This is a genomic window from Sporosarcina sp. FSL W8-0480 (assembly GCF_037963765.1).
Classification (GTDB): domain Bacteria; phylum Bacillota; class Bacilli; order Bacillales_A; family Planococcaceae; genus Sporosarcina.
The window spans coordinates 924,584-946,413 of record NZ_CP150166.1; the positions used below are offsets into that span (position 1 = coordinate 924,584).

Genomic DNA, 21,830 nt, shown 5'->3' on the forward strand with positions numbered 1-21,830 from the left:
TATGTATATATCGCTATATACTACGACTCACCCGAGGGTTTCGAGAAGCAAGCAGGACGAGGAAGCGACCGAACGAGGACCGGAGCGTGCTTAAGCACATGAGGACCGGAGTGAAGGAGCTGACGAAGTGATGCGCAGCTTATCGAAAGCCGTATGAAGGTTAAGTTAGAAAGGGCGCACGGCGGATGCCTTGGCACTAGGAGCCTATGAAGGACGGCACTAACACCGATATGCTTCGGGGAGCTGTAAGTAAGCATTGATCCGAAGATTTCCGAATGGGGAAACCCACTGCCCGTAATGGGGCAGTACGTTCACGTGAATACATAGCGTGAACGAGGCACACCCGGAGAACTGAAACATCTAAGTATCCGGAGGAAGAGAAAGAAAAATCGATTCCCTAAGTAGCGGCGAGCGAAACGGGAAAAGCCCAAACCAGGAAGCTTGCTTCCTGGGGTTGTAGGACACTCTATACGGAGTTACAAAGGGATGGATTAGACGAAGCGACCTGGAAAGGTCCGCCATAGCGGGTAAAAGCCCCGTAGTCGAAAGTCCATCCCCTCCAGAGTGGATCCTGAGTACGGCGGAACACGTGAAATTCCGTCGGAATCCGGGAGGACCATCTCCCAAGGCTAAATACTCCCTAGTGACCGATAGTGAACCAGTACCGTGAGGGAAAGGTGAAAAGCACCCCGGAAGGGGAGTGAAAGAGAACCTGAAACCGTGTGCCTACAAGTTGTCAGAGCCCGTTAATGGGTGATGGCGTGCCTTTTGTAGAATGAACCGGCGAGTTACGATTCCATGCAAGGTTAAGCAGAGAATGCGGAGCCGCAGCGAAAGCGAGTCTGAATAGGGCGAATGAGTATGGGGTCGTAGACCCGAAACCAGGTGATCTACCCATGTCCAGGGTGAAGGTAAGGTAACACTTACTGGAGGCCCGAACCCACGTACGTTGAAAAGTGCGGGGATGAGGTGTGGGTAGCGGTGAAATTCCAATCGAACCTGGAGATAGCTGGTTCTCTCCGAAATAGCTTTAGGGCTAGCCTCAAACGAAAGAATCTCGGAGGTAGAGCACTGTTTGGACTAGGGGCCCATCCCGGGTTACCGAATTCAGACAAACTCCGAATGCCGATGATTTATGTTTGGGAGTCAGACTGCGGGTGATAAGATCCGTAGTCGAGAGGGAAACAGCCCAGACCGCCAGTTAAGGTCCCCAAGTATCCGTTAAGTGGAAAAGGATGTGGCGCTGCCCAGACAACCAGGATGTTGGCTTAGAAGCAGCCACCATTTAAAGAGTGCGTAATAGCTCACTGGTCGAGTGGCGCTGCGCCGAAAATGTACCGGGGCTAAACGGATCACCGAAACTGCGGATTGACACCTTTGGTGTCAGTGGTAGGAGAGCGTTCCAAGGGCGTCGAAGCCAGATCGTAAGGACTGGTGGAGCGCTTGGAAGTGAGAATGCCGGTATGAGTAGCGAAAGAAGGGTGAGAATCCCTTCCACCGAATGCCTAAGGTTTCCTGAGGAAGGCTCGTCCGCTCAGGGTTAGTCGGGACCTAAGTCGAGGCCGAAAGGCGTAGACGATGGAGAACAGGTTGATATTCCTGTACCACCTCCCCGCCGTTATCAGCAATGGGGGGACGCAGAAGGATAGGGTGAGCGCGCTGTTGGTCATGCGCGTCTAAGCAGTGAGGTGTGGAACGAGGCAAATCCCGTTCCTATAACATTGAGCTGTGACGGCAAGGGGAATTATCCCCGGAGTCCCTGATTTCACACTGCCAAGAAAAGCCTCTAGCGAGGCGGGAGGTGCCCGTACCGCAAACCGACACAGGTAGGCGAGGAGAGAATCCTAAGGTGATCGAGAGAACTCTCGTTAAGGAACTCGGCAAAATGACCCCGTAACTTCGGGAGAAGGGGTGCTCTGGTAGGGTGTTAAAGCCCGAGAGAGCCGCAGTGAATAGGCCCAGGCGACTGTTTAGCAAAAACACAGGTCTCTGCAAAACCGTAAGGTGACGTATAGGGGCTGACGCCTGCCCGGTGCTGGAAGGTTAAGAGGAGAGGTCAGCGCAAGCGAAGCTTTGAATTGAAGCCCCAGTAAACGGCGGCCGTAACTATAACGGTCCTAAGGTAGCGAAATTCCTTGTCGGGTAAGTTCCGACCCGCACGAAAGGCGTAACGATCTGGGCACTGTCTCAACGAGAGACTCGGTGAAATTATAATATGCGTGAAGATGCGCATTACCCGCGACAGGACGGAAAGACCCCGTGGAGCTTTACTGTAGCCTGATATTGAATTCCGGTGCAGCCTGTACAGGATAGGTAGGAGCCTTGGAATCCGGAGCGCCAGCTTCGGAGGAGGCAATGGTGGGATACTACCCTGGCTGTATTGGACTTCTAACCCTTGCCCGTGATCCGGGCAGGAGACAGTGTCAGGTGGGCAGTTTGACTGGGGCGGTCGCCTCCTAAAGTGTAACGGAGGCGCCCAAAGGTTCCCTCAGAATGGTTGGACATCATTCGTAGAGTGCAAAGGCATAAGGGAGCTTGACTGCGAGACCTACAAGTCGAGCAGGGTCGAAAGACGGGCTTAGTGATCCGGTGGTTCCGCATGGAAGGGCCATCGCTCAACGGATAAAAGCTACCCCGGGGATAACAGGCTTATCTCCCCCAAGAGTCCACATCGACGGGGAGGTTTGGCACCTCGATGTCGGCTCATCGCATCCTGGGGCTGTAGTCGGTCCCAAGGGTTGGGCTGTTCGCCCATTAAAGCGGTACGCGAGCTGGGTTCAGAACGTCGTGAGACAGTTCGGTCCCTATCCGTCGCGGGCGCAGGAAATTTGAGAGGAGCTGTCCTTAGTACGAGAGGACCGGGATGGACACACCGCTGGTGTACCAGTTGTCTTGCCAAAGGCATCGCTGGGTAGCTATGTGTGGACGGGATAAATGCTGAAAGCATCTAAGCATGAAGCCCCCCTCAAGATGAGATTTCCCATTACATTTGTAAGTAAGATCCCTCAAAGATGATGAGGTGGATAGGTCCGGGGTGGAAGCGTGGCGACACGTGCAGCTGACGGATACTAATCGATCGAGGACTTAACCTTAAGTTATGAAGTACGGTTGAACTTGAAGTCGCAACAATGTCTCTTTTATCCGGTTTTGAACGAACAAGTATCGTTCAATTGTCTGGTGACGAAGGCGAAGAGGTCACACCCGTTCCCATACCGAACACGGAAGTTAAGCTCTTCAGCGCCGATGGTAGTAGGGGGCTTCCCCCTGTGAGAGTAGGACGTCGCCGGGCAACCCATCACTTTTCGATAAGAATGTTAATTGGTTAGAATTGATCAAGTACATGAATTTGCAGTTAAAGAACCTATTATTCTTTCGAAAAGTATACATATAAAATGGTCCCGTGGTGTAGCGGTTAACATGCCTGCCTGTCACGCAGGAGATCGCCGGTTCGATCCCGGTCGGGACCGCCATTTTAATTAAATTGTCAACCGATTGTGGAGTTAATCCAGGATCGGTTTTTTGTTGTAATAGAATATAAATAAATAAACGAGCGGTTCTGCGAATAAACGAGCGGTTTCCGGGATAAACGAGCGGTTCCACGAATAAACGAGCAGTTCCCGTGATAAACGAGCGGTTTCCGGGATAAACGAGCGGTTCTGCGAATAAACGAGCGGTTCCCGTGATAAACGAGCGCTTCCACGAATAAACGAGCACATTCGACAGATAACCAATCGCATCCCACAAATCCAGGAATTAACTGCTCGCCAATCCCAATACTTTCAGTAACATCTTATTTTCGGTACACTAACAATAATATAGCGGAGATGAAAGGAAATTACTATGACTATAGAATTTGATGTTCATTCCCAGGAGGAAACTGAACAAATTGCTACTAAATTAGCGGGCTTGCTTTCACCGCCTGATGTTTTAACGTTAGAAGGTGATCTCGGAGCCGGTAAAACGACTTTCACGAAAGCATTGGCGAAGGGATTAGGCATCACACGTACCGTAAACAGCCCCACTTTTACAATCCTCAAGCAGTATGAAGGGGAGGATTTTCTTTTCAATCACCTTGATGTCTATCGCTTGGCGGATAGTGACGAGGACCTTGGTTGGGATGAACTGTTTTACGGAGATGCAATTTCGGTCGTAGAGTGGGCACATTTAATAGAAGATGATCTTCCGAATGAAAGACTGGAAATCCAGTTAACCCATACCGGTGATACATCAAGAAAAATTTTATTTGCCCCTAAGGGTAGGCGCTATGAAATGATTTGTGAGGCGATGACAGTATGATATGGTTAGGAATAGACACAGCTAATACACCTTTGTCTGTAGCAATCGTGAAAGACGGGACGATTTTAGCTGAAGTGAATTCTTCGATGGCGGTCAATCATTCTTTACGTGCGATGCGGGTTATTGAGGAAATATTTGAGACAGTGCAATTGAAACCAAAAGAGATTGATGCGATTGCGGTTTCTGAAGGACCGGGATCGTATACCGGGGTCAGGATTGGCGTGACGATTGCAAAGACGTTGGCTTGGACGTTGAACAAGCCACTTGTCGGTGTATCAAGTCTAAAAACATTGGCGGCTAATGCTAATTATTTTAATGGTCTTATTTGCCCTGTAGTGGATGCGAGACGGAATAATGTGTATGCAGGCGTTTATGAAAATGTCGGTGGTGCCCTTGTGGCAATACATGAAGATCAGCACCTTGGAATAGAAGCTTTGCTCGATGCCTTAAGTGAATTTGACCGTCCCATATTATTCATCGGTAAGGATGTCGCTATGTATGAAGAGCTGATTACGGACAGATTGAAGGAGAATTCGGTAATTGCACCATTTCCATTGAACCTGCCACGTGCATCGGCATTGATTTACATAGCAGAGCAATCTGGACATGAAGAGAATACACATACATTTACGCCCGAATACCGCAGGATTGCTGAGGCAGAGGCGAATTGGTTGAAGCAACAATCGAAGGAAAAAGGCAGTGAGTAATATGGCAAATGGAATCCAATATCGAAAAATGACCGTTAACGACATTTCCGCTGTTGTCGAAATCGAACATGAGGCATTTACGACGCCATGGTCGCATGAAATTTTTGAACATGAGATGTTAGGGAATGATTATGCCCATTATATTGTCGCAGTTCAAGATGAAGAAGTCATTGGGCATTGCGGTATGTGGGTTGTACTTGATGAATGTCACATTACAAATGTTGCCGTCAGGAAGCGTTTGAGAGGCCAGGGGGTCGGTGAGGCGCTGATGCGTAAGGCAATTGAACTGTGTAAGGCGAATGAAGTGAGGTTGATGACGCTTGAGGTGCGAGTGTCGAACCATACAGCCCAAAACCTTTATCGGAAGTTGGGTTTCCAAGATGGCGGTATACGGAAAAACTATTATACGGACGACCATGAAGATGCGCTCGTCATGTGGGTGGAATTTTAATGGATAAAGACATTTATATATTAGGTATTGAAACGAGTTGTGATGAAACGGCAGCTTCTGTCATTAGGAATGGCCATGAAATAATTTCAAATGTTGTCTCTTCACAAATCCAAAGCCAGCAACGTTTCGGTGGTGTTGTACCCGAGATTGCTTCGCGACACCATGTAGAACAAATCACACTTGTTATTGAAGAAGCATTACGAACAGCGAATCTTGAACCGGCTGATTTGGATGCGGTTGCTGTGACGGAGGGACCGGGACTTGTCGGTGCACTTTTGATCGGTATTAATGCAGCAAAAGCATTTGCGTTTGCGAATGGATTGCCGATTATTGGTGTACACCATATTGCCGGGCATATTTACGCCAATCAATTAATGCAGCCAATGGAGTTTCCGCTCCTTGCGCTCATCGTTTCAGGAGGCCATACCGAGCTTGTATTGATGGAAGAGCACGGATCCTTTAAACTAATCGGGGAGACGCGTGACGACGCCGCTGGAGAAGCTTATGACAAAGTTGCACGAGTTCTTGGTTTGCCGTATCCCGGTGGTCCAGCGATTGATAAGCTTGCACTTGAAAGTGATGATGCGGTAGAATTCCCAAGAGCTTGGCTTGAGCCGGATTCATATGATTTCAGCTTCAGTGGATTAAAATCAGCCGTTATCAATTATAAGCATAATCTCGAGCAAAAAGGTGGATCAATCGTACCAGCGCATGTGGCCGCTGGTTTTCAGCAGAGTGTTGTGGAAGTTCTAACAGCGAAGACATTAAAGGCTGCGAAAGAATATAATGTGAAACAAGTTATAGCCGCGGGTGGAGTTGCTGCAAATAAAGGCCTGCGTGCTTCACTCGATACAGCTTTTGATAAAGAGGGAATTCCATTTTTCGTTCCCCCAATCTCTCTTTGTACTGACAATGCAGCGATGATTGCTGCTGCTGGAACAGCGATGTTTATGGATGGGAAAAGTGGTAATATGGAAATGAACGGGCGTCCGGGTATGCCACTTACATCTTGGAGCAAATAACTGATGGAAATCGTCGAGTCTTGACGATTTCCGTTTTTATTTGGCCACGAAATGGATTCTTTTGTCAAGAGGGAACGTTCGTACTTATGCACATTTGTTGATAAGTTGTGGATAATTGTTCAACAATTGTGTATTAGCTGTCCAAGTTTTGGATAACTATGTGGGTAAAACAAGATGTCAGTGTGGAAAACGTGGATAACTATGTTAATATCCTATAGTATCAATGTTTACAATGTGAATAAGATTGTGGAAAAGAAAATTCATCTTTGTCGAAAACATAAAAATGCTGTCGAATGGCGCGATGCCTTTCGACAGCATTTATTATGATTGTAAATGTAGATTCTCCAACTTCTCTTGAAGAGCCAACCATTCTTCCGACTGCTCATCATGTTTCATCTGCAATGCATCAATCTGTTCTTGAAGCTCCATTAGTTTAATATGGTCATCAGCAAATTCTGGTTGTAAGAGCTCTTCCTGTAAACTTGCAATATCTTCGTCCATTTTGGCTAATGATGTTTCAATTTCTGCTATTGCCCTTGTCAGTCGGCGTTCCTGCCTCTTGAATTCTTTGTCATCCTCGTTGCGATGGTTTTTCGTTTGGATCCTCTGTTGTGACGAAGACTCTTCCGCTTTCAACTCGGCAAGCTCTGTCTTCTTTTCGATAAAATAATTGTAGTCGCCAAGATACTCCGTTACACCTACGTTTGTGACATCGATTACTTTTGTCGCAATCCGATTGATGAAGTATCGGTCATGCGAAACGAAAAGGATGGTTCCAGGAAAGTCGTCCAATGCATTTTCAAGTACTTCTTTGCTGTCGAGGTCAAGATGATTCGTTGGTTCGTCAAGGATGAGCGTATTCGACTTTTGAAGCATCAGTTTTGCCAATGAAAGGCGAGCCCTCTCACCACCTGATAACGATGTCACTGATTTTTCAACATCTTCCCCAGTAAAGAGGAAGCGTCCTAACACTGTACGGACATCCTTTTCATTCATCATTGGCCATTCATCCCAAAGCTCCTGTAGGACCGTCCCCGTACCGATGATTGTCGCCTGATTTTGATCGTAATACCCGAACTGGACATTAGTGCCATAACGAATCGTCCCGTCTAATGGTTCTTGCATTTTCACAATCGTTTTGAGCAATGTCGACTTACCGATTCCATTCGGACCTAATATGGCAATCCTGTCACCTTTGTAGGCATGCATATTAATGTTTTTGGAAACTGGTTTGCCATTATAGCCGATTGCGATGTTCTCAAGTTTCAGTACATCATTCCCACTTGGCCTTTCGATTGAGAATGAAAAGCTTGCGGAACGTTCATCCCCGTCGGGTGCATCCATCCATTCAGTCCGTTCAAGGAGTTTCCGTCTACTTTTTGCCATTTTGGAAGTGGAAGCTCGTGCGATATTTCGAGCAATGAACTCTTCAAGTTTGGCCTTTTCACTTGATTCACGTTCATACAGTTTCTTGTCACGTTCGTAGTTCTTTGCTTTTTCATCCAAATACGCGCTATAGTTTCCGACATACTTCGTCACTTTCCGTCTGGATACTTCGTACGTGATTGTTACAATCTGGTCAAGGAAATATCGGTCATGTGAAACGATAAGAATCGCTCCTTCATAAGAGACAAGATATTTTTCAAGCCAGCCAAGCGTCTCGATATCTAAATGGTTCGTCGGCTCGTCCAAAATGAGAAGATCGGGTTTGCTCAGCAGCATCTTTGCGAGAGCAAGTCGTGTTTTTTGCCCACCTGAAAGAAGATTGACTTTCTTCTCGTAGTCATCTGGATAAAATCGCATGCCGTGAAGAACGGAACGAATGTCAGATTCGTATTGATAGCCTCCGGAATCCTTGAATTCGATCTGGAGGGCATCATACTCCTTCATGACTCGCTCGTATTCTTCAGTAATCCCGTAAACAGTTGGATCCGCCATTTGTGCTTCAAGCATGCGAAGTTTTTGTTCCATTGATAGCAAAGGTTCGAAAACGGTCATCATTTCTGCCCAAACAGTACGTGAAGAGTCAATCCCTGCATGCTGTTCAAGATATCCTATCTGAACGTCTTTTGGCATGATAATGTCACCCGAATCCGCTGTCATCTCTCCTGCAATAATCTTGAGCAATGTGGATTTGCCGGCACCGTTGCGACCTACGAGTGCAACTCTATCACGATGCTGTACTTCGAGTCTCACACTTTCCAATATATCAGTCCCTGAAAAGGATTTAGTTAGTCCATTCACCTGTAAAACAATCATTCAGAACACCTCTATTCATACATTAAGTTTAATCGAATGCGGAGACGCGCGCAATGGTCGGCTTTACATCGACCATTTTCTGCTGTACGATAGAAATTGTTCGGTTTAATTCAGGGAAGTCCCTAATTTAAATCTGTGAAATCCCAACTTAATTCTATGGGGCAGGAGGTAGGAAATGTCTGAAGTAACTCCAAGAATTCCGCAGGCGACATCAAAACGCCTTCCTATATATTATAGATTCCTACAGAGCTTCTCGAATGCAGGTAAAAAACGTGTTTCTTCAAGTGAATTGAGCGAAGCGATGAAAATAGATGCCGCTACGATTCGCCGAGATTTTTCCCATTTCGGGGCACTTGGTAGAAAAGGGTACGGATATGATGTAGATGACCTGCTTCATTTTTTCCGTCAGACGCTTGATCAAGACGAAGAAACGGATGTCGCATTAATCGGCGTTGGTAGTTTAGGAAGTGCATTTTTGAAATACAACTTCCAGAAAACCCATAATACGAGGATAGTTGTGGCGTTTGACCCGAAGGCACCTAAGGAAGGTAGAATCACAAATAACATCCCTGTATTTCATCCAGATATGATGGAAGAGAAGATACAGCAGATGGGCATTAAAATCGTCATTCTGACTGTTCCAACAAAAGCTGCCCAAGAGACAGCGGATCGTCTTGTCGAAATGGAAGTGAAAGGGATTTTGAATTTCACACCAGTTCGTCTAACGGTGCCGGACTACATGCGTGTACAGACGATTGATTTATCAGCAGAGTTGCAGACATTGATTTATTTCATCAAAAATGACGTAAAAGATTCACAATTATAAACGGCTTGTCAATAGTAATACAAGCAGTTTTCGTGTAAAATAGACAACAGACGAAGGAGGTGTCCGAAATGGCTCCAGGTGTGGGTAGTTTAATTATTATCGCAATTATTGCTTTGTTAGTTTTTGGACCGAAGAAGTTGCCTGAAATCGGTAAAGCATTTGGCTCTTCATTACGCGAATTCAAAAACGCAACCAAGGGACTTGCTTCGGATGATGAAGATACAGTAAAGAAAGTTGAAGGTAAGAAAAACGACGCGCAGTAAGTAAGGATGTCTGTCCTATGAAAGAGAAAAATTTAACAGTCATTGAGCATATAGAAGAAATTAGAAAACGGCTGATTGTAATCGTCGTTTTCTTTGTTGTTGCGGTACTTGGTAGCTTTTTCGCTGCAAAACCAGTCATTGAGTTTTTACTTAATGAGGGGGGATATGAGGAGTTCCACGCATTCAATGTTGTCGATCCAATCGTCATTTACTTGAAGGTCATCATCTTCCTTGCAGTCGTCATTATTTCACCAATTATCATGTATCAGTTCTGGTCGTTCGTTTCGCCGGGCCTCCATGAAACTGAGCGGAAGGTGACCTTAAGCTATATTCCGTTTGCTTTCATCCTATTTCTTATCGGAATTGGATTCTCGTATTTTATCCTTGTGCCATTTGTTATGAATTTCATGATGAATCTATCGGGAGATTTGGGAATTACGCAAACAGTAGGGATCAATCAATATTTCACATTCCTATTCCAGGTTTTGATCCCATTCGGGGTCATCTTCCAATTACCGATTGTTCTATTGTTTTTATCAAGGCTTGGCATATTGGATCCTGCGAAGTTAGTGAAAATCAGGAAATATTCATATTTTGTTCTGTTCGTCATAGCGGCGTTCATTACACCACCTGATATAATGTCCCATTTGTTAGTGACTGTTCCTTTGTTCCTCCTTTACGAAATCAGCATCGTCATCTGCCGAGTCGGATATCGGAAGTTCTTGAAAGCTGAAGAAAAACGTAAGCTTGAAGAGATAAAGGCGGAGCAACAGCGGCAAATCGATGAAGTAATGGGGAAATTGGAGAAATAAATGGAAAAGCCCTTTTTTCGGACTGAATTCCGAAAAAGGGCTTTTTTGTAATGAAATCAGCTGCCAATTTCTGTATGATGAAAGAAGTGGCGTACTGAACATAGCATGCACCTACATAGGATATAACATTAAGAAGGGGGATGATTTGTATGAATCCATTGTTATCCATATGGAGTCAACCGACGAAGACAATGGAGTACTTGCTTGAAAAGAAGTCGATTGGGTACGGTTTTATTATTTTTCTATTAGGTTCAATCAGTAGTGGATCAATCGCCATGGCAACAACCGGTTGGTTTAGTGGTCTACCGGTCTTTTTGATCGTATTACTGTCCATTATCATTACATATGGCGGTGCTATAATTGGATGGGTAATCATGTCAGCGTTATATACGTGGATTGGAAAGTGGCTCGGAGGAACAGGGACATTTTCTGAAATGATGCATGTAACGCCGGCAGCGACGATTCTAAGTATTTGGCTTGCGCCGATGAATTTTCTTATTCTTGCTATATACGGATCTCGACTATTTGAAGTGCCTACTGAGAATTTTGGGATTACCAATCTACCGCTTGGCGTTTATTTCTTGATGAACCTCGTTACAATTGGCGTAGGAATTTACAGTATTGTCATCATGAGTAAAGGAATTGGGCTTGTCCATAAATTCTCAGCACTCCGTGGATTCGGTGTTATTGCAATTCTTATGGGTATTGGAATAGTCATTGGGATACTCTTTTCAATTTTAATTGGCATCCTTCTCTTTTCGTTGTTTACAACGATTGGATGAACATAAAAACGACTTCCCAATGCGGGAAGTCGTTTTTGTGTTTCATTGCAACAAGAAGATGAATACTTGCTTTATAGTCTCAGGCTGCTTGAAAACCTCGGGATTCAGCTGGACAATGACTGCGAAACTGTTCATTAACAGATGCGAAATCATCGGTGCCAATATGCTCTTCGTATGATAATAAAGGAAAGCGAACACGATTCCCGGCACCATATAAATGAGTGTATGGTGAAGCTCTCCATGGACGACAGCAAAAACAAATGCGCTAATTAGAGCGGCAACCCAGAAATTCGTTTTGGCATAAATGCCACCAAATAATACTCTTCTGAATATGATTTCTTCAAATAGAGGCGCGAAAATAACAATTGAAAAGATAACAATCGGTGACATTCTCGCAACCTCACCTAAGAGGGCTGTGTTTTCTGAGCCAGGCATGACACCGAAAGCCAATTCAATAATGCCGGCAATCATCTGACCAGCCATCGACATAAATAATCCAAGGACTCCCCAGAGTATGATCTTTCCAATAGAAGCTTTCTTTCCGGTCTTAAAGATATCCCAGAACTTTTTATTCCGTGTCGTCATGTATAAAATCGGTGGAGCGGCAATGATATTCACGATGAAGAGACCCCATGCGAATCCAAAATATTTTGCATCCGCTTCCTCCATACCGAAAGTATTTTGAAAATAACTGATCATCCCTTTGGAGACAGGGACACTTGTAAATTGCATCGCAATATAGATTGCGATAATCCATATGTAGATTTTCCAATTTTTCATAGTAAAACGCCCTTTCTTCTGAGTTAATTTTAGCTGTTTAATGGAAGTTTAGCAAAGAGAAAAGACGCGAGTATTTTGCTTGCATTTTTTGGGCAACTTTATTATGATAATAAATGTATTAGCACTCACACTTACTGAGTGCTAAAAAGATAAGATAATGCTGAGGAGGTTGTTTCACTTGTTGAAACCATTAGGTGACCGTATCGTAATCGAACTAATCGAAGCAGAAGAAAAGACGTCAAGCGGTATCGTATTACCGGATTCTGCAAAAGAGAAACCGCAAGAGGGTAAAGTTGTTGCGGCAGGTACTGGACGAGTTCTTGAAAACGGCCAGCGCGTTGACTTGGAAGTAAAAGAGGGCGACCGCATCATCTTCTCAAAATATGCTGGAACTGAAGTTAAATATGAAGGAAATGAATATTTGATCCTGCGTGAAAGCGACGTTCTTGCTGTTATCGGCTAATAAAACGCGCTTATATAAAGACAACTTACAAAAATAGGAGGGTATTCATAAATGGCTAAAGAAATTAAATTCAATGAAGATGCGCGCAGTGCAATGCTACGTGGTGTAGATACACTTGCTGATGCTGTTAAAGTAACACTTGGACCAAAAGGACGAAACGTCGTCCTTGAAAGAAAATTCGGTTCACCGCTTATTACAAATGACGGTGTAACGATTGCCAAAGAAATCGAACTTGAAGACGCATTCGAAAACATGGGAGCGAAACTCGTTGCTGAAGTAGCTTCCAAAACGAATGAAATCGCTGGTGACGGTACAACAACAGCGACAGTTCTTGCACAAGCAATGATTCGTGAAGGTTTGAAAAACGTAACGGCTGGGGCAAACCCTGTAGGTATCCGTAAGGGAATCGAACAAGCGGTTGCAACTGCTGTTGAATCATTAAAAGGAATTTCTGATGAAATTGAAAGCAAGCAAGAAATCGCACAAGTTGCTGCTATTTCTTCAGGCGACGAAGCAGTCGGCGAATTGATCGCTGAAGCAATGGAGCGCGTTGGCAACGACGGCGTTATCACAATTGAAGAGTCAAAAGGCTTCACGACTGAGCTTGACGTTGTAGAAGGTATGCAATTCGATCGTGGGTATGCATCTGCATATATGGCTACTGACACAGACAAGATGGAAGCTGTTTTAGATAACCCTTACATCTTGATAACAGATAAAAAGATTTCTAATATCCAAGAAATCCTTCCAGTTCTTGAGCAAGTTGTTCAACAAGGCAAGCCGTTGTTGATGATTGCTGAAGACGTAGAAGGTGAAGCACTTGCAACACTTGTTGTGAATAAGCTTCGTGGAACGTTCAACGCAGTGGCTGTTAAGGCACCTGGTTTCGGTGATCGTCGTAAAGCAATGCTTGAAGACATTGCAATCCTTACAGGTGGAGAAGTTATCACTGAGGATCTTGGTCTTGACCTTAAATCCGCTGATATCACTCAACTTGGACGTGCTGCAAAAGTTGTTGTTACAAAAGATCACACAACAATCGTTGAAGGAAATGGTGATGCAAACGCAATCGCGTCACGCGTTAGCCAAATCCGTGTACAACTTGAAGAATCAACTTCTGAGTTCGACAAAGAGAAGCTACAAGAGCGTCTTGCAAAACTTGCTGGCGGCGTAGCAGTTATCAAAGTCGGCGCAGCAACTGAAACAGAATTGAAAGAGCGCAAACTTCGTATCGAAGACGCATTGAACTCAACTCGTGCAGCAGTTGAAGAAGGAATCGTATCCGGTGGTGGTACGGCACTTATCAACGTATATACGAAAGTCGAAACACTTCTTGAAAGCACAGAAGGCGACGTTGCAACAGGTGTGAAGATTGTTCTTCGCGCACTTGAAGAGCCAGTTCGTCAAATTGCGAACAATGCTGGCCTTGAAGGCTCAATCGTAGTGGACCGCCTAAAACGCGAAGAAGTCGGCATCGGCTTCAACGCAGCTAACGGCGAGTGGGTCAACATGATGCAAGCTGGTATCGTAGACCCAACTAAAGTAACTCGTTCAGCACTTCAAAACGCAGCATCCGTAGCGGCAATGTTCTTGTCCACTGAAGCTGTTGTAGCAGACCTCCCAGAACCACAAGGAGCAGGCATGCCTGACATGAGTGGAATGGGCGGAATGATGTAAATAAAATACCCCCACCTTGGTTGCACAAGGCGGGGGTTTTTATTGGCTAAAAATGCATAAACCTCATAATCACGCTTAACCACAGTAATGCACGCATGAATTCCCCTAAACACGCATATTACGTGAATCCCACGCATAAATCCGGCTAATCACGCCTGGCGGAAAGCGTTGCTATTCACTTTCAAATACCTCCGATTTATTTTTGTATGAATACCAATTTAACACTTCTTTGCAGTCCTTTTACTAAAGTGTTCCCCCTAATTGTACAAATAAAGTAAATCCATTACAAAGCTTCCAATATTTCTCTCCCGTCGTATAGTTTAGAAAATACAAAATAGGCGAATACTAACTATGAATTTTGGTTGAAAATTCTTTTCATTCACAGAATTCCCGAACGATGTGATTAAATTTCAAATCATTATTCGTTTTCTGTTGACTGAGAGTAATTCTGATGTTATGATGAGTTAGTGAAAAATAGTTATTATACTCGTATAACATTGGGGATAAGGCCCGAAAGTTTCTACCAAGCTGCCGTAAATAGCTTGACTACGAGGTTGTGTATATACAATAGGGATGCACTTTTCATCTCTAATATTTACCTTCCTGAAGTCAAGCACCGGTTATCACTCGGTGCTTTTTTATTTTTCACAAAACAACATGAATAACAGGGAGGATCATTTCAATGATTAAAAGTGCAAAGAAAATAGCAATGGTATTATTACTTGCTTTAATGACTGTTGTTATAGCCGCATGCGGAAATAACTCATCTGATAAAAAGGAAGATAAGGCTGGAACTGGCGAAAAAGGATTGAGAATTGCAATTGTAACAAGCCCCTCCGGCGTTGACGATGGTAACTTCAATGAAGATAACTATAACGGAATCTTGAAATTTATCGAAAAAAATCCAACAGCAACAGTAAAGGCTGTTAAAGAACCAACTGGTGACCCAGCGGCGGCTGTACAAGCTGTTGCGGATATTGTGGCAGATTATGATGTAATTGTTACACCTGGTTTCCAATTTGCCGGAGTTTCGGCAATCGCTGTAGAAAACCCTGATAAGATTTTCATCATGAATGACACTGAGCCAGCTCCAGTAGATGGCCAAACTGAGTTCGATAATATCTATGCAATGAACTTCGCAGAACAAGAAAGTGGTTTCTTTGCAGGTATGGCTGCAGCACTTGAAACTAAGACAAACAAAGTAGCAGTTGTAAATGGTATTGCTTACCCTTCAAATGTTAACTATCAATTTGGTTTTGAATCAGGCGTAAATTATGCAAACAAATTTTACGGAAAAAATGTTGAACTTGTTGAACTATCTGGATATGCAGGAACTGATGTTACAGGTGCGGATGTTGGTGGTAACTATGCAGGATCCTTCGCAGACGAAGCAACAGGTAAAGTAATTGGTAATGCGTTAATCAAACAAGGCGTAGATATCCTATTCGTTGCTGCAGGTGGTACTGGAAATGGTGTATTCACAGCAGCTAAGGAAGCTAAAAGTGATGTAAAAGTAATTGGTGTAGACGTTGACCAATATGATGACGGTGCAAACGGTTCTAAAAATATTGTATTAACATCTGCTGTGAAATTCATGGCTATGAACATTGAAAAATCATTGAATACTGTTGCGGATGGAACGTTTAAAGGCGGAAACGTTGTTCTTTATGCAGATACAGATTCAACTGGATTTATCAAAGAAGAAGGTCGTCAACAATTATCTGAAGATACACTTGCTAAAATGAATGAGGCTTATGAATTAGTGAAAAATGGCACAATCGTACCTGCATCTAACTTCAATGAGCACACTCCTGAAAAGTTTCCAGGATTATAAGGCGAATTAGAAACACAATAACAGTAGAAGTTTATCAGCTCCCTAATGATTAGGGAGTGATGGACTTCTATTTTTCCTATTGTTGTGAGGAAGGAGATAGAACCATGTCCGAATATATCGTGGAAATGAAACACATTACCAAACGCTTCCCTGGAATCGTAGCCAATGATGACGTATCCATTGGCATTAAAAAGGGAGAAATCTTTGCATTACTAGGAGAAAATGGTGCAGGCAAGTCAACACTTATGAGCATTCTAAGCGGGATGTATGAACCGGAAGAAGGGGAAATCTAGATCCGGGGAGAGAAGGTGCAAATCAGTTCGCCGAACCATGCCGCAAACTTGAACATCGGAATGGTCCATCAGCATTTTAAGTTAGTCGAGGATTATACAATTACAGAGAACATCATCTTAGGGGTTGAGCCGATCAGTAAATTTGCTGGCCTATTTCCTTACGTAGACATTCGAGGTGCCAATCGTAAAATTGAAGATTTGTCCAAGAACTTTGGTCTGGAAGTAGATCCAACGAAAAAAATAGCAGATCTTACCGTGTCGATGCAACAGCGTGTGGAAATTTTAAAAGTGCTTTATCGTGAAGCTGAAATCCTGATTTTCGATGAACCAACGGCAGTATTGACACCACAAGAAATTGAGTTTTTGCTTGGTATTATTGAAGGACTGCGAAACAGTGGAAAAACAATTATCTTAATCACACATAAGTTAGATGAAATTAAGAAAGTTGCCGATCGATGTGCAGTTTTGAACAAAGGAAAATTGATAGATGTGTTGGATGTGAAAACGACATCAATCAACCTTATGGCTCAACTAATGGTAGGCAGGGAAGTGAACTTTGAAGCAGAAAAAGCACCTGCAAAGTTTAAAGAGGAAGTTTTGAAGGTGGAACACTTAACCGTGAAAAATGAGGACGGATTTGAAGTGGTCAAAGACGTTTCCTTTAAAATACACAGTGGTGAAATATTTGCAATTGCGGGTGTCGCCGACAATGGTCAAGTTGAAATAGCGGATGCGATTGCCGGCTTAACAAAGGCAGCCGGTGGCAAGATATTCCTTAACGGACAGGACATCACGAATGACAGCATTAGAAAAAGGACGGAAACAGGAATTTCTTATATACCTGAGGATCGTCAAAGATTTGGGCTGTTTTTGGACTTTGACCTATCTACGAATTTGGCTTCAAGGCAGTACTACAAAAAGCCGTTTTCTACAAAAGGAATCTTGAGTAAAGAAGAATTTGAGCAATTTGGCGGTCAGTTGATTGATAAATACGATATTCGAAGTGGGCAAGGGAATAAGACTCAAGTTCGTTCGATGAGTGGCGGTAACCAACAAAAAGCAATTATTGCTCGTGAGATCGAATTACAATCCCCGCTCATGATTTTCGTTCAGCCGACACGGGGAGTAGACATTGGTGCGATTGAAAATATTCATAAGATGATGATTGCACAACGAGATCAAGGTAAAGCGATTTTACTTGTTTCGTTAGAGTTGGATGAAATTATGAATGTGGCGGATACGATCGGCGTGATCTATAATGGCCAACTTCAAAAAATTGCAAGCAGTGATTCGTTAACGACGAATGAAGTCGGCGAATATATGATGGGGGCTAAGCATGAGTAAAGATAAAAAGAAAAAAAGCTTAAGTTATCGTCTGTTATGGCCAATTAAAAATGAAAAATGGCAACCGATCACAATTCCAGTCGCTTCTATATTAGTCAGTTTCATCGCTGCAGCGATAGTCATTCTGTTACTTGGCAAAAATCCATTACAAGCCTTTTATAACTTGTTCCAAGGTTCAGGAATTTTGCCTAAAGCAACGTATGCTGGCTACAAGAGCATGCTGACTGACTTCTTAAGTTTGTTAGACGCGATGACGCCCCTTGTGTTTGCCAGTTTGGCAGTGGCTGTTGCTCTTAGAGCAGGTTTATTTAATATTGGGGTTTCGGGACAAATGCTTGTTTCCGGATTCTTAGCAACTATTATTGTTGGCTACAGTGGGTTAGATGCAGTCGTAGCTAAGCCGCTTGTGCTGCTGATCGGTATTATTGCGGGAGGCTTGATGGGTGGCTTAGTCGGGTGGCTAAAATATAGATTCAACATTCATGAGGTTGTAACAACAATTATGCTGAATTATATTGCCCAATACGTGATAAGTTTCTTCATCCATATGTATTATATTGACCCGGTTTCAAGACAATCTAAGTATATTTCAGAAGCAGCAAGGTTGACGTTAGTAAATTTCGAGTTCGCAAACTTGAAAATGGATATTCCGTTAGGTTTTATTTTGGCAATTGCAGTCGCAGTTTTCATTAAGTTTCTATTGGACAAAACAGTTGTTGGTTTTGAAATAAAAGCAGTTGGATCCAACCGTGATGCAGCGAAATATACAGGCATAAAGGTCGGAAGTAATATGATCCTTGCAATGATCATTTCAGGCGGTTTGGCCGGCCTCGCAGGTGTTACGTATTATTTAGGTGATTTTGCATCTATTCAACCAAAGGTTTTAACAAACATAGGATTTGACTCCATTGCGGTGGCCCTATTAGGAAACTCTCATCCGATTGGTATTATTTTTTCATCCTTCTTAATATCGATCATTGACCAAGGCAGCACGTATATGAGTTCGCAGGCGGGAATCAGACAAGAAATCGCTTCGGTGATTATCGGGCTAATCCTATTGTTTAGTGCTTGTGGCGCGTACGTGAAGCATAAAGTTAGCCGCTTGAAGGAAAAAGAAGTGGATCGAAAGGACAGTGAGTCATAAATGGATACGATTATTATTGATGGATTATCCTTTGCTCTGCCTCTTTTTATCATGGCAATAGGCGGTATATATAGTGAAAAAAGCGGAATTACCAATTTAGCACTTGAAGGATTCCAAGGCTTCGGGGCATTTATCGGAGCTATGACGGCTGTGTTGATCGCGCATGCTTCTGGAACGGACGTTCAAAATCTATTTTATGTGGCATTATTATTTGCGATGATTGGCGGAATGGGTTTTTCAGTTATTCATGCAGTATTAAGCATTAAATTCAAGGCCAATCAAGTAATCAGCGGTGTTGTCATCAATATATTGGCTTTGGCATTAACAACTTTCTTAACAACACAGATCAACGCGATTGTATTCGGAGCGGCTTCGGACAAGTTCCGGTTAGGTGTAACAGAGCGGTTTACGATCGAAGGCTTAGCCAATATACCAGTGATAGGTGCGATTTTTACGGATGTCTATACGTTCGAAGTAATCATCATTGTGATTGCCATTATTGCTTGGTATGTATTATATAAAACTAAATTTGGTTTACGTCTGAGGGCAAGTGGGGAAAATCCTCATTCAGTCGATACTGCTGGCGTGGATGTAGCTAAAATACGGTTTTCAGCAGTTCTCATTTCAGGTTTGTTATCTGGTTTGGCTGGCATGTGTTTTGCCTATTCCATATCAGCACAATTTTCATCAGGAATTTATATGGGTTATGGATTCTTGGCGATTGCAGCACTGATTTTTGGTAACTGGAGAATCTTACCGACTTTGGTAGCTTGTCTGTTATTTGGTTTTGCAAAGTCCGGGGGTACGTTCATTGCTCAGGCTATGGCTTTACCAAGCAGTTTCACTGATTTATTCATGATTTTACCGTACGTATTAACGTTATTGTTATTGATCTTTTTCTCTAAATCTAACCGTGCTCCGAGGGCGTTAGGTGAGATTTATGACAAAGGAAAGCGATGAAAGAATGTTTACTACGAATTAAAAAAGAAGAAGTCGATCAACTCAATGCTGATTGACTTCTTTTTTTTATTTAAATACCGGATGCCGTGTATACGTACAATCAATCGCCTATCAATACTGAACTCCGTGGCGGGAGTGTGTCTTGAATACTTCTTCAGTTGGTTCGAAATAGTCTTCTGTATAGTGGGCCACAAATTCACCTTTTTGTACATAACCAGCACCCCAAGTAGGGTCCATCGTGAGCCATTCACCATCTACCTTCACTTCTACCCATGCATGACGAGCGAAGTTGAATCCGGAACCAGCCGTTCCAGCTATATATCTTGCTTCCATGCCGGACGCACGGAGCAACGCGAGGGCAAGATAGGTGTAATCCTGGCAAATCCCTTTTTCAAGCTCGAGCACCTTTAGTGCGCTATCGTCCCATTCAAACTCACTGTTTTTCTGCTTTTGTACATCATAGGCAATTGACTTTGCTGTAAATTCATAGACGGCTTTCGCTTTTTCGCGCTCTGTCATACCGTCAGTCATCAGTTCTTCGGCAATTGCGATAATTTCAGGGGCATCGGATTGAACTCCCCGGGAAGGCAATAAATCACGCTGATCCTTAGTGCCTGTGCTCTCTACTGAAAATTGGGCAACATATTCATAATAAAACTTGGAACTGTTCTTCTCTTTAATTTCCGGAACACTCACGATTACGTCATATGTCCCAGGTCCAAAGCGCAAATAGAACTCATCATCGAATGAATAGTCTTTTACAGGAATGACGGAAAGTGCCTCTTCACCATCTTTTTTCGTCGTAATATAAAGATGTGTCGTCTCTTTTGCGAATGGTGCATCTTTATCGATGGTTCCTTTTATACGATACGTTAAATTGGTCTCTTCACCTCCAGCAGTAGGATAGGTAAGATTGACCCCGCGTTCGTGATAGGTCGTCATGTACTGAATCGGCTCAGTGATAAGTTCAGATTCATTGTCGATGTAAAGTACTGTACCTGCCTGGAAATAGTTATTTTTCTCCTTGTCGGGCACGTAGACTTTTAACTCATGGATACCTTTTCCGTAAAATAAAGGGACGTCATATTCAAATTCCCCGTTTTTAACAGGCAATACATGTTTCCATGTTTCTCCGTCCTTTTTCAGTTCCAGCATAACCGCCTCGTTTGGTCCTTTAATAGAAGATATTTTCCCTCGAAGCGTGAAGATCTCGTTTTCTTTAACATAACCACTTGCTGGTGATTCAAGTGATAATCCAGCATCTTGGGCAAATGGGGTATACGTAAGATCTCGCTGCATTTCTGGGTTAACATTAAACACGGTGAACTTTGCAAGATCATAATAATAATTTTTCCGGTCTTTGCTTGGAAGCATTACGGTTACCCGGTACTCGCCCTCTCCATTGAATAGCCTCACATCCTGCTTGAATTTACCGTCACGGATAGGTGCGTAGTATTCCATCGAGTCGTCGGAAAGTGCTTCTCCGTCAAACTTGATTTTGATCCATACATAGTTTTCTTGTAATAGATCCTGATTTTCAACAGTTCCTTCGACTGTGACAAATTCATTCACCGCAAAGTTTGTATGGGTTGGTTCTACCAATGCGGCACCCACTTCTTCGCTATAGCTCGTTAGTTCCAAAGGTGTCATTTCAAGTTCGGCATTTTTCTTTTCGATGGCTGCTTTATAATCTTCTTTTTTCTCCTGCTTTTGAACAGGTGCTTGCTGCTGCACTTCATCCACTGAAGCAGATTTATTCGCACAGGCACCTAATAAAAGAAGGCAGACAAATGAAACCATCAGTATATGTATTTTTTTCATAGATGTCGGATTCCTCCTTGTAATTTTTGGATATGTCTACTATAGCAAGTTTTGAAAATAAAATCGTAAGCCAATAGATTTGGGGGTATAAAGCCC

At 43.3% G+C, this 21,830-nt stretch carries 18 protein-coding genes, 1 tRNA gene, 2 rRNA genes and 1 riboswitch; of the genes, 18 read left to right on the top strand and 3 right to left on the bottom strand.

Features of this window, described 5'->3' with window-relative positions; genetic code table 11:
• The first annotated feature begins 158 nt into the window (after window positions 1-158).
• From NSQ43_RS04900 to tsaD, 7 genes are all read left to right on the top strand, one after another.
• Window positions 159-3,092: ribosomal RNA gene (locus NSQ43_RS04900) — 23S ribosomal RNA — on the top strand.
• Between the two features lie 81 nt (window positions 3,093-3,173).
• Window positions 3,174-3,289 (top strand): 5S ribosomal RNA (gene rrf / locus NSQ43_RS04905).
• A 105-nt stretch (window positions 3,290-3,394) separates the two neighbouring features.
• A tRNA-Asp gene (locus NSQ43_RS04910) sits at window positions 3,395-3,470 on the top strand.
• 370 nt (window positions 3,471-3,840) lie between these two features.
• A complete protein-coding gene (tsaE, locus tag NSQ43_RS04915) occupies window positions 3,841-4,296 on the top strand; it encodes a tRNA (adenosine(37)-N6)-threonylcarbamoyltransferase complex ATPase subunit type 1 TsaE (protein ID WP_339253519.1) in 456 nt (151 codons plus the stop codon).
• Complete coding sequence (tsaB, locus tag NSQ43_RS04920; protein WP_339253521.1) at window positions 4,293-5,003, top strand: tRNA (adenosine(37)-N6)-threonylcarbamoyltransferase complex dimerization subunit type 1 TsaB; 711 nt, start codon at window positions 4,293-4,295, stop codon at window positions 5,001-5,003. The genes tsaE and tsaB overlap by 4 nt, the downstream gene beginning before the upstream one ends.
• A 1-nt stretch (window position 5,004) precedes the next feature.
• On the top strand, window positions 5,005-5,454 hold the full coding sequence (rimI, locus tag NSQ43_RS04925; protein WP_339253524.1) for a ribosomal protein S18-alanine N-acetyltransferase: 450 nt from the start codon (window positions 5,005-5,007) through the stop codon (window positions 5,452-5,454).
• Window positions 5,454-6,476, top strand: coding sequence for a tRNA (adenosine(37)-N6)-threonylcarbamoyltransferase complex transferase subunit TsaD (tsaD, locus tag NSQ43_RS04930; protein WP_339253527.1), 1,023 nt, complete (start codon window positions 5,454-5,456; stop codon window positions 6,474-6,476). The genes rimI and tsaD overlap by 1 nt, the downstream gene beginning before the upstream one ends.
• A 321-nt stretch (window positions 6,477-6,797) precedes the next feature.
• Here the strand turns inward: tsaD and NSQ43_RS04935 are convergent, their stop codons facing one another.
• The gene (locus NSQ43_RS04935; protein WP_339253530.1) at window positions 6,798-8,735 is read right to left on the bottom strand and encodes an ABC-F family ATP-binding cassette domain-containing protein; all 1,938 of its coding nucleotides are present in this window, start codon (window positions 8,733-8,735) and stop codon (window positions 6,798-6,800) included.
• A gap of 175 nt (window positions 8,736-8,910) precedes the next feature.
• Here NSQ43_RS04935 and NSQ43_RS04940 point away from each other — a divergent pair, with 175 nt between their 5' ends.
• The 4 genes from NSQ43_RS04940 to NSQ43_RS04955 all read left to right on the top strand — a co-directional run bounded on the left by NSQ43_RS04940 (window position 8,911) and on the right by NSQ43_RS04955 (window position 11,418).
• Window positions 8,911-9,561, top strand: a complete 651-nt coding sequence (locus NSQ43_RS04940; RefSeq protein WP_339253533.1) for a redox-sensing transcriptional repressor Rex — start codon at window positions 8,911-8,913, stop codon at window positions 9,559-9,561.
• A 68-nt stretch (window positions 9,562-9,629) separates the two neighbouring features.
• Window positions 9,630-9,824, top strand: a complete 195-nt coding sequence (gene tatA / locus NSQ43_RS04945) for a twin-arginine translocase TatA/TatE family subunit (protein WP_339253536.1) — start codon at window positions 9,630-9,632, stop codon at window positions 9,822-9,824.
• A gap of 17 nt (window positions 9,825-9,841) precedes the next feature.
• Window positions 9,842-10,636, top strand: coding sequence for a twin-arginine translocase subunit TatC (gene tatC / locus NSQ43_RS04950; RefSeq protein WP_339253539.1), 795 nt, complete (start codon window positions 9,842-9,844; stop codon window positions 10,634-10,636).
• A 149-nt stretch (window positions 10,637-10,785) separates the two neighbouring features.
• Complete coding sequence (locus NSQ43_RS04955) at window positions 10,786-11,418, top strand: YIP1 family protein (protein ID WP_339253542.1); 633 nt, start codon at window positions 10,786-10,788, stop codon at window positions 11,416-11,418.
• Between the two features lie 42 nt (window positions 11,419-11,460).
• Here NSQ43_RS04955 and NSQ43_RS04960 read toward each other — a convergent pair whose 3' ends face one another.
• The gene (locus NSQ43_RS04960) at window positions 11,461-12,198 is read right to left on the bottom strand and encodes a CPBP family intramembrane glutamic endopeptidase (protein ID WP_339253545.1); all 738 of its coding nucleotides are present in this window, start codon (window positions 12,196-12,198) and stop codon (window positions 11,461-11,463) included.
• Between the two features lie 178 nt (window positions 12,199-12,376).
• Between NSQ43_RS04960 and groES the strand changes: the two genes are divergently transcribed.
• From groES to NSQ43_RS04995, 7 genes are all read left to right on the top strand, one after another.
• Window positions 12,377-12,661, top strand: coding sequence for a co-chaperone GroES (groES, locus tag NSQ43_RS04965; RefSeq protein WP_283733840.1), 285 nt, complete (start codon window positions 12,377-12,379; stop codon window positions 12,659-12,661).
• A gap of 51 nt (window positions 12,662-12,712) precedes the next feature.
• Window positions 12,713-14,338 carry a chaperonin GroEL gene (gene groL / locus NSQ43_RS04970; protein ID WP_339253548.1) on the top strand — a complete coding sequence of 542 codons (1,626 nt, stop codon included), beginning with the start codon at window positions 12,713-12,715 and terminating at the stop codon, window positions 14,336-14,338.
• 467 nt (window positions 14,339-14,805) lie between these two features.
• A riboswitch (purine riboswitch) is annotated at window positions 14,806-14,907 on the top strand.
• A gap of 113 nt (window positions 14,908-15,020) precedes the next feature.
• Complete coding sequence (locus tag NSQ43_RS04975) at window positions 15,021-16,172, top strand: BMP family ABC transporter substrate-binding protein (RefSeq protein ID WP_339253551.1); 1,152 nt, start codon at window positions 15,021-15,023, stop codon at window positions 16,170-16,172.
• A 104-nt stretch (window positions 16,173-16,276) separates the two neighbouring features.
• A complete protein-coding gene (locus NSQ43_RS04980) occupies window positions 16,277-16,465 on the top strand; it encodes an ATP-binding cassette domain-containing protein (protein WP_339253554.1) in 189 nt (62 codons plus the stop codon).
• Between the two features lie 15 nt (window positions 16,466-16,480).
• Complete coding sequence (locus tag NSQ43_RS04985; protein WP_339253557.1) at window positions 16,481-17,809, top strand: ABC transporter ATP-binding protein; 1,329 nt, start codon at window positions 16,481-16,483, stop codon at window positions 17,807-17,809.
• Window positions 17,802-18,953 (top strand): ABC transporter permease, encoded by a 1,152-nt coding sequence (locus NSQ43_RS04990; RefSeq protein ID WP_339253560.1) that lies wholly within the window; start codon window positions 17,802-17,804, stop codon window positions 18,951-18,953. The genes NSQ43_RS04985 and NSQ43_RS04990 overlap by 8 nt, the downstream gene beginning before the upstream one ends.
• A complete protein-coding gene (locus NSQ43_RS04995; protein WP_339253563.1) occupies window positions 18,954-19,913 on the top strand; it encodes an ABC transporter permease in 960 nt (319 codons plus the stop codon).
• Between the two features lie 111 nt (window positions 19,914-20,024).
• Here the strand turns inward: NSQ43_RS04995 and NSQ43_RS05000 are convergent, their stop codons facing one another.
• Window positions 20,025-21,734: a transglutaminase-like domain-containing protein gene (locus NSQ43_RS05000; protein ID WP_339253566.1), complete on the bottom strand. Its 1,710-nt coding sequence runs from the start codon at window positions 21,732-21,734 to the stop codon at window positions 20,025-20,027.
• Window positions 21,735-21,830 lie beyond the last annotated feature (96 nt).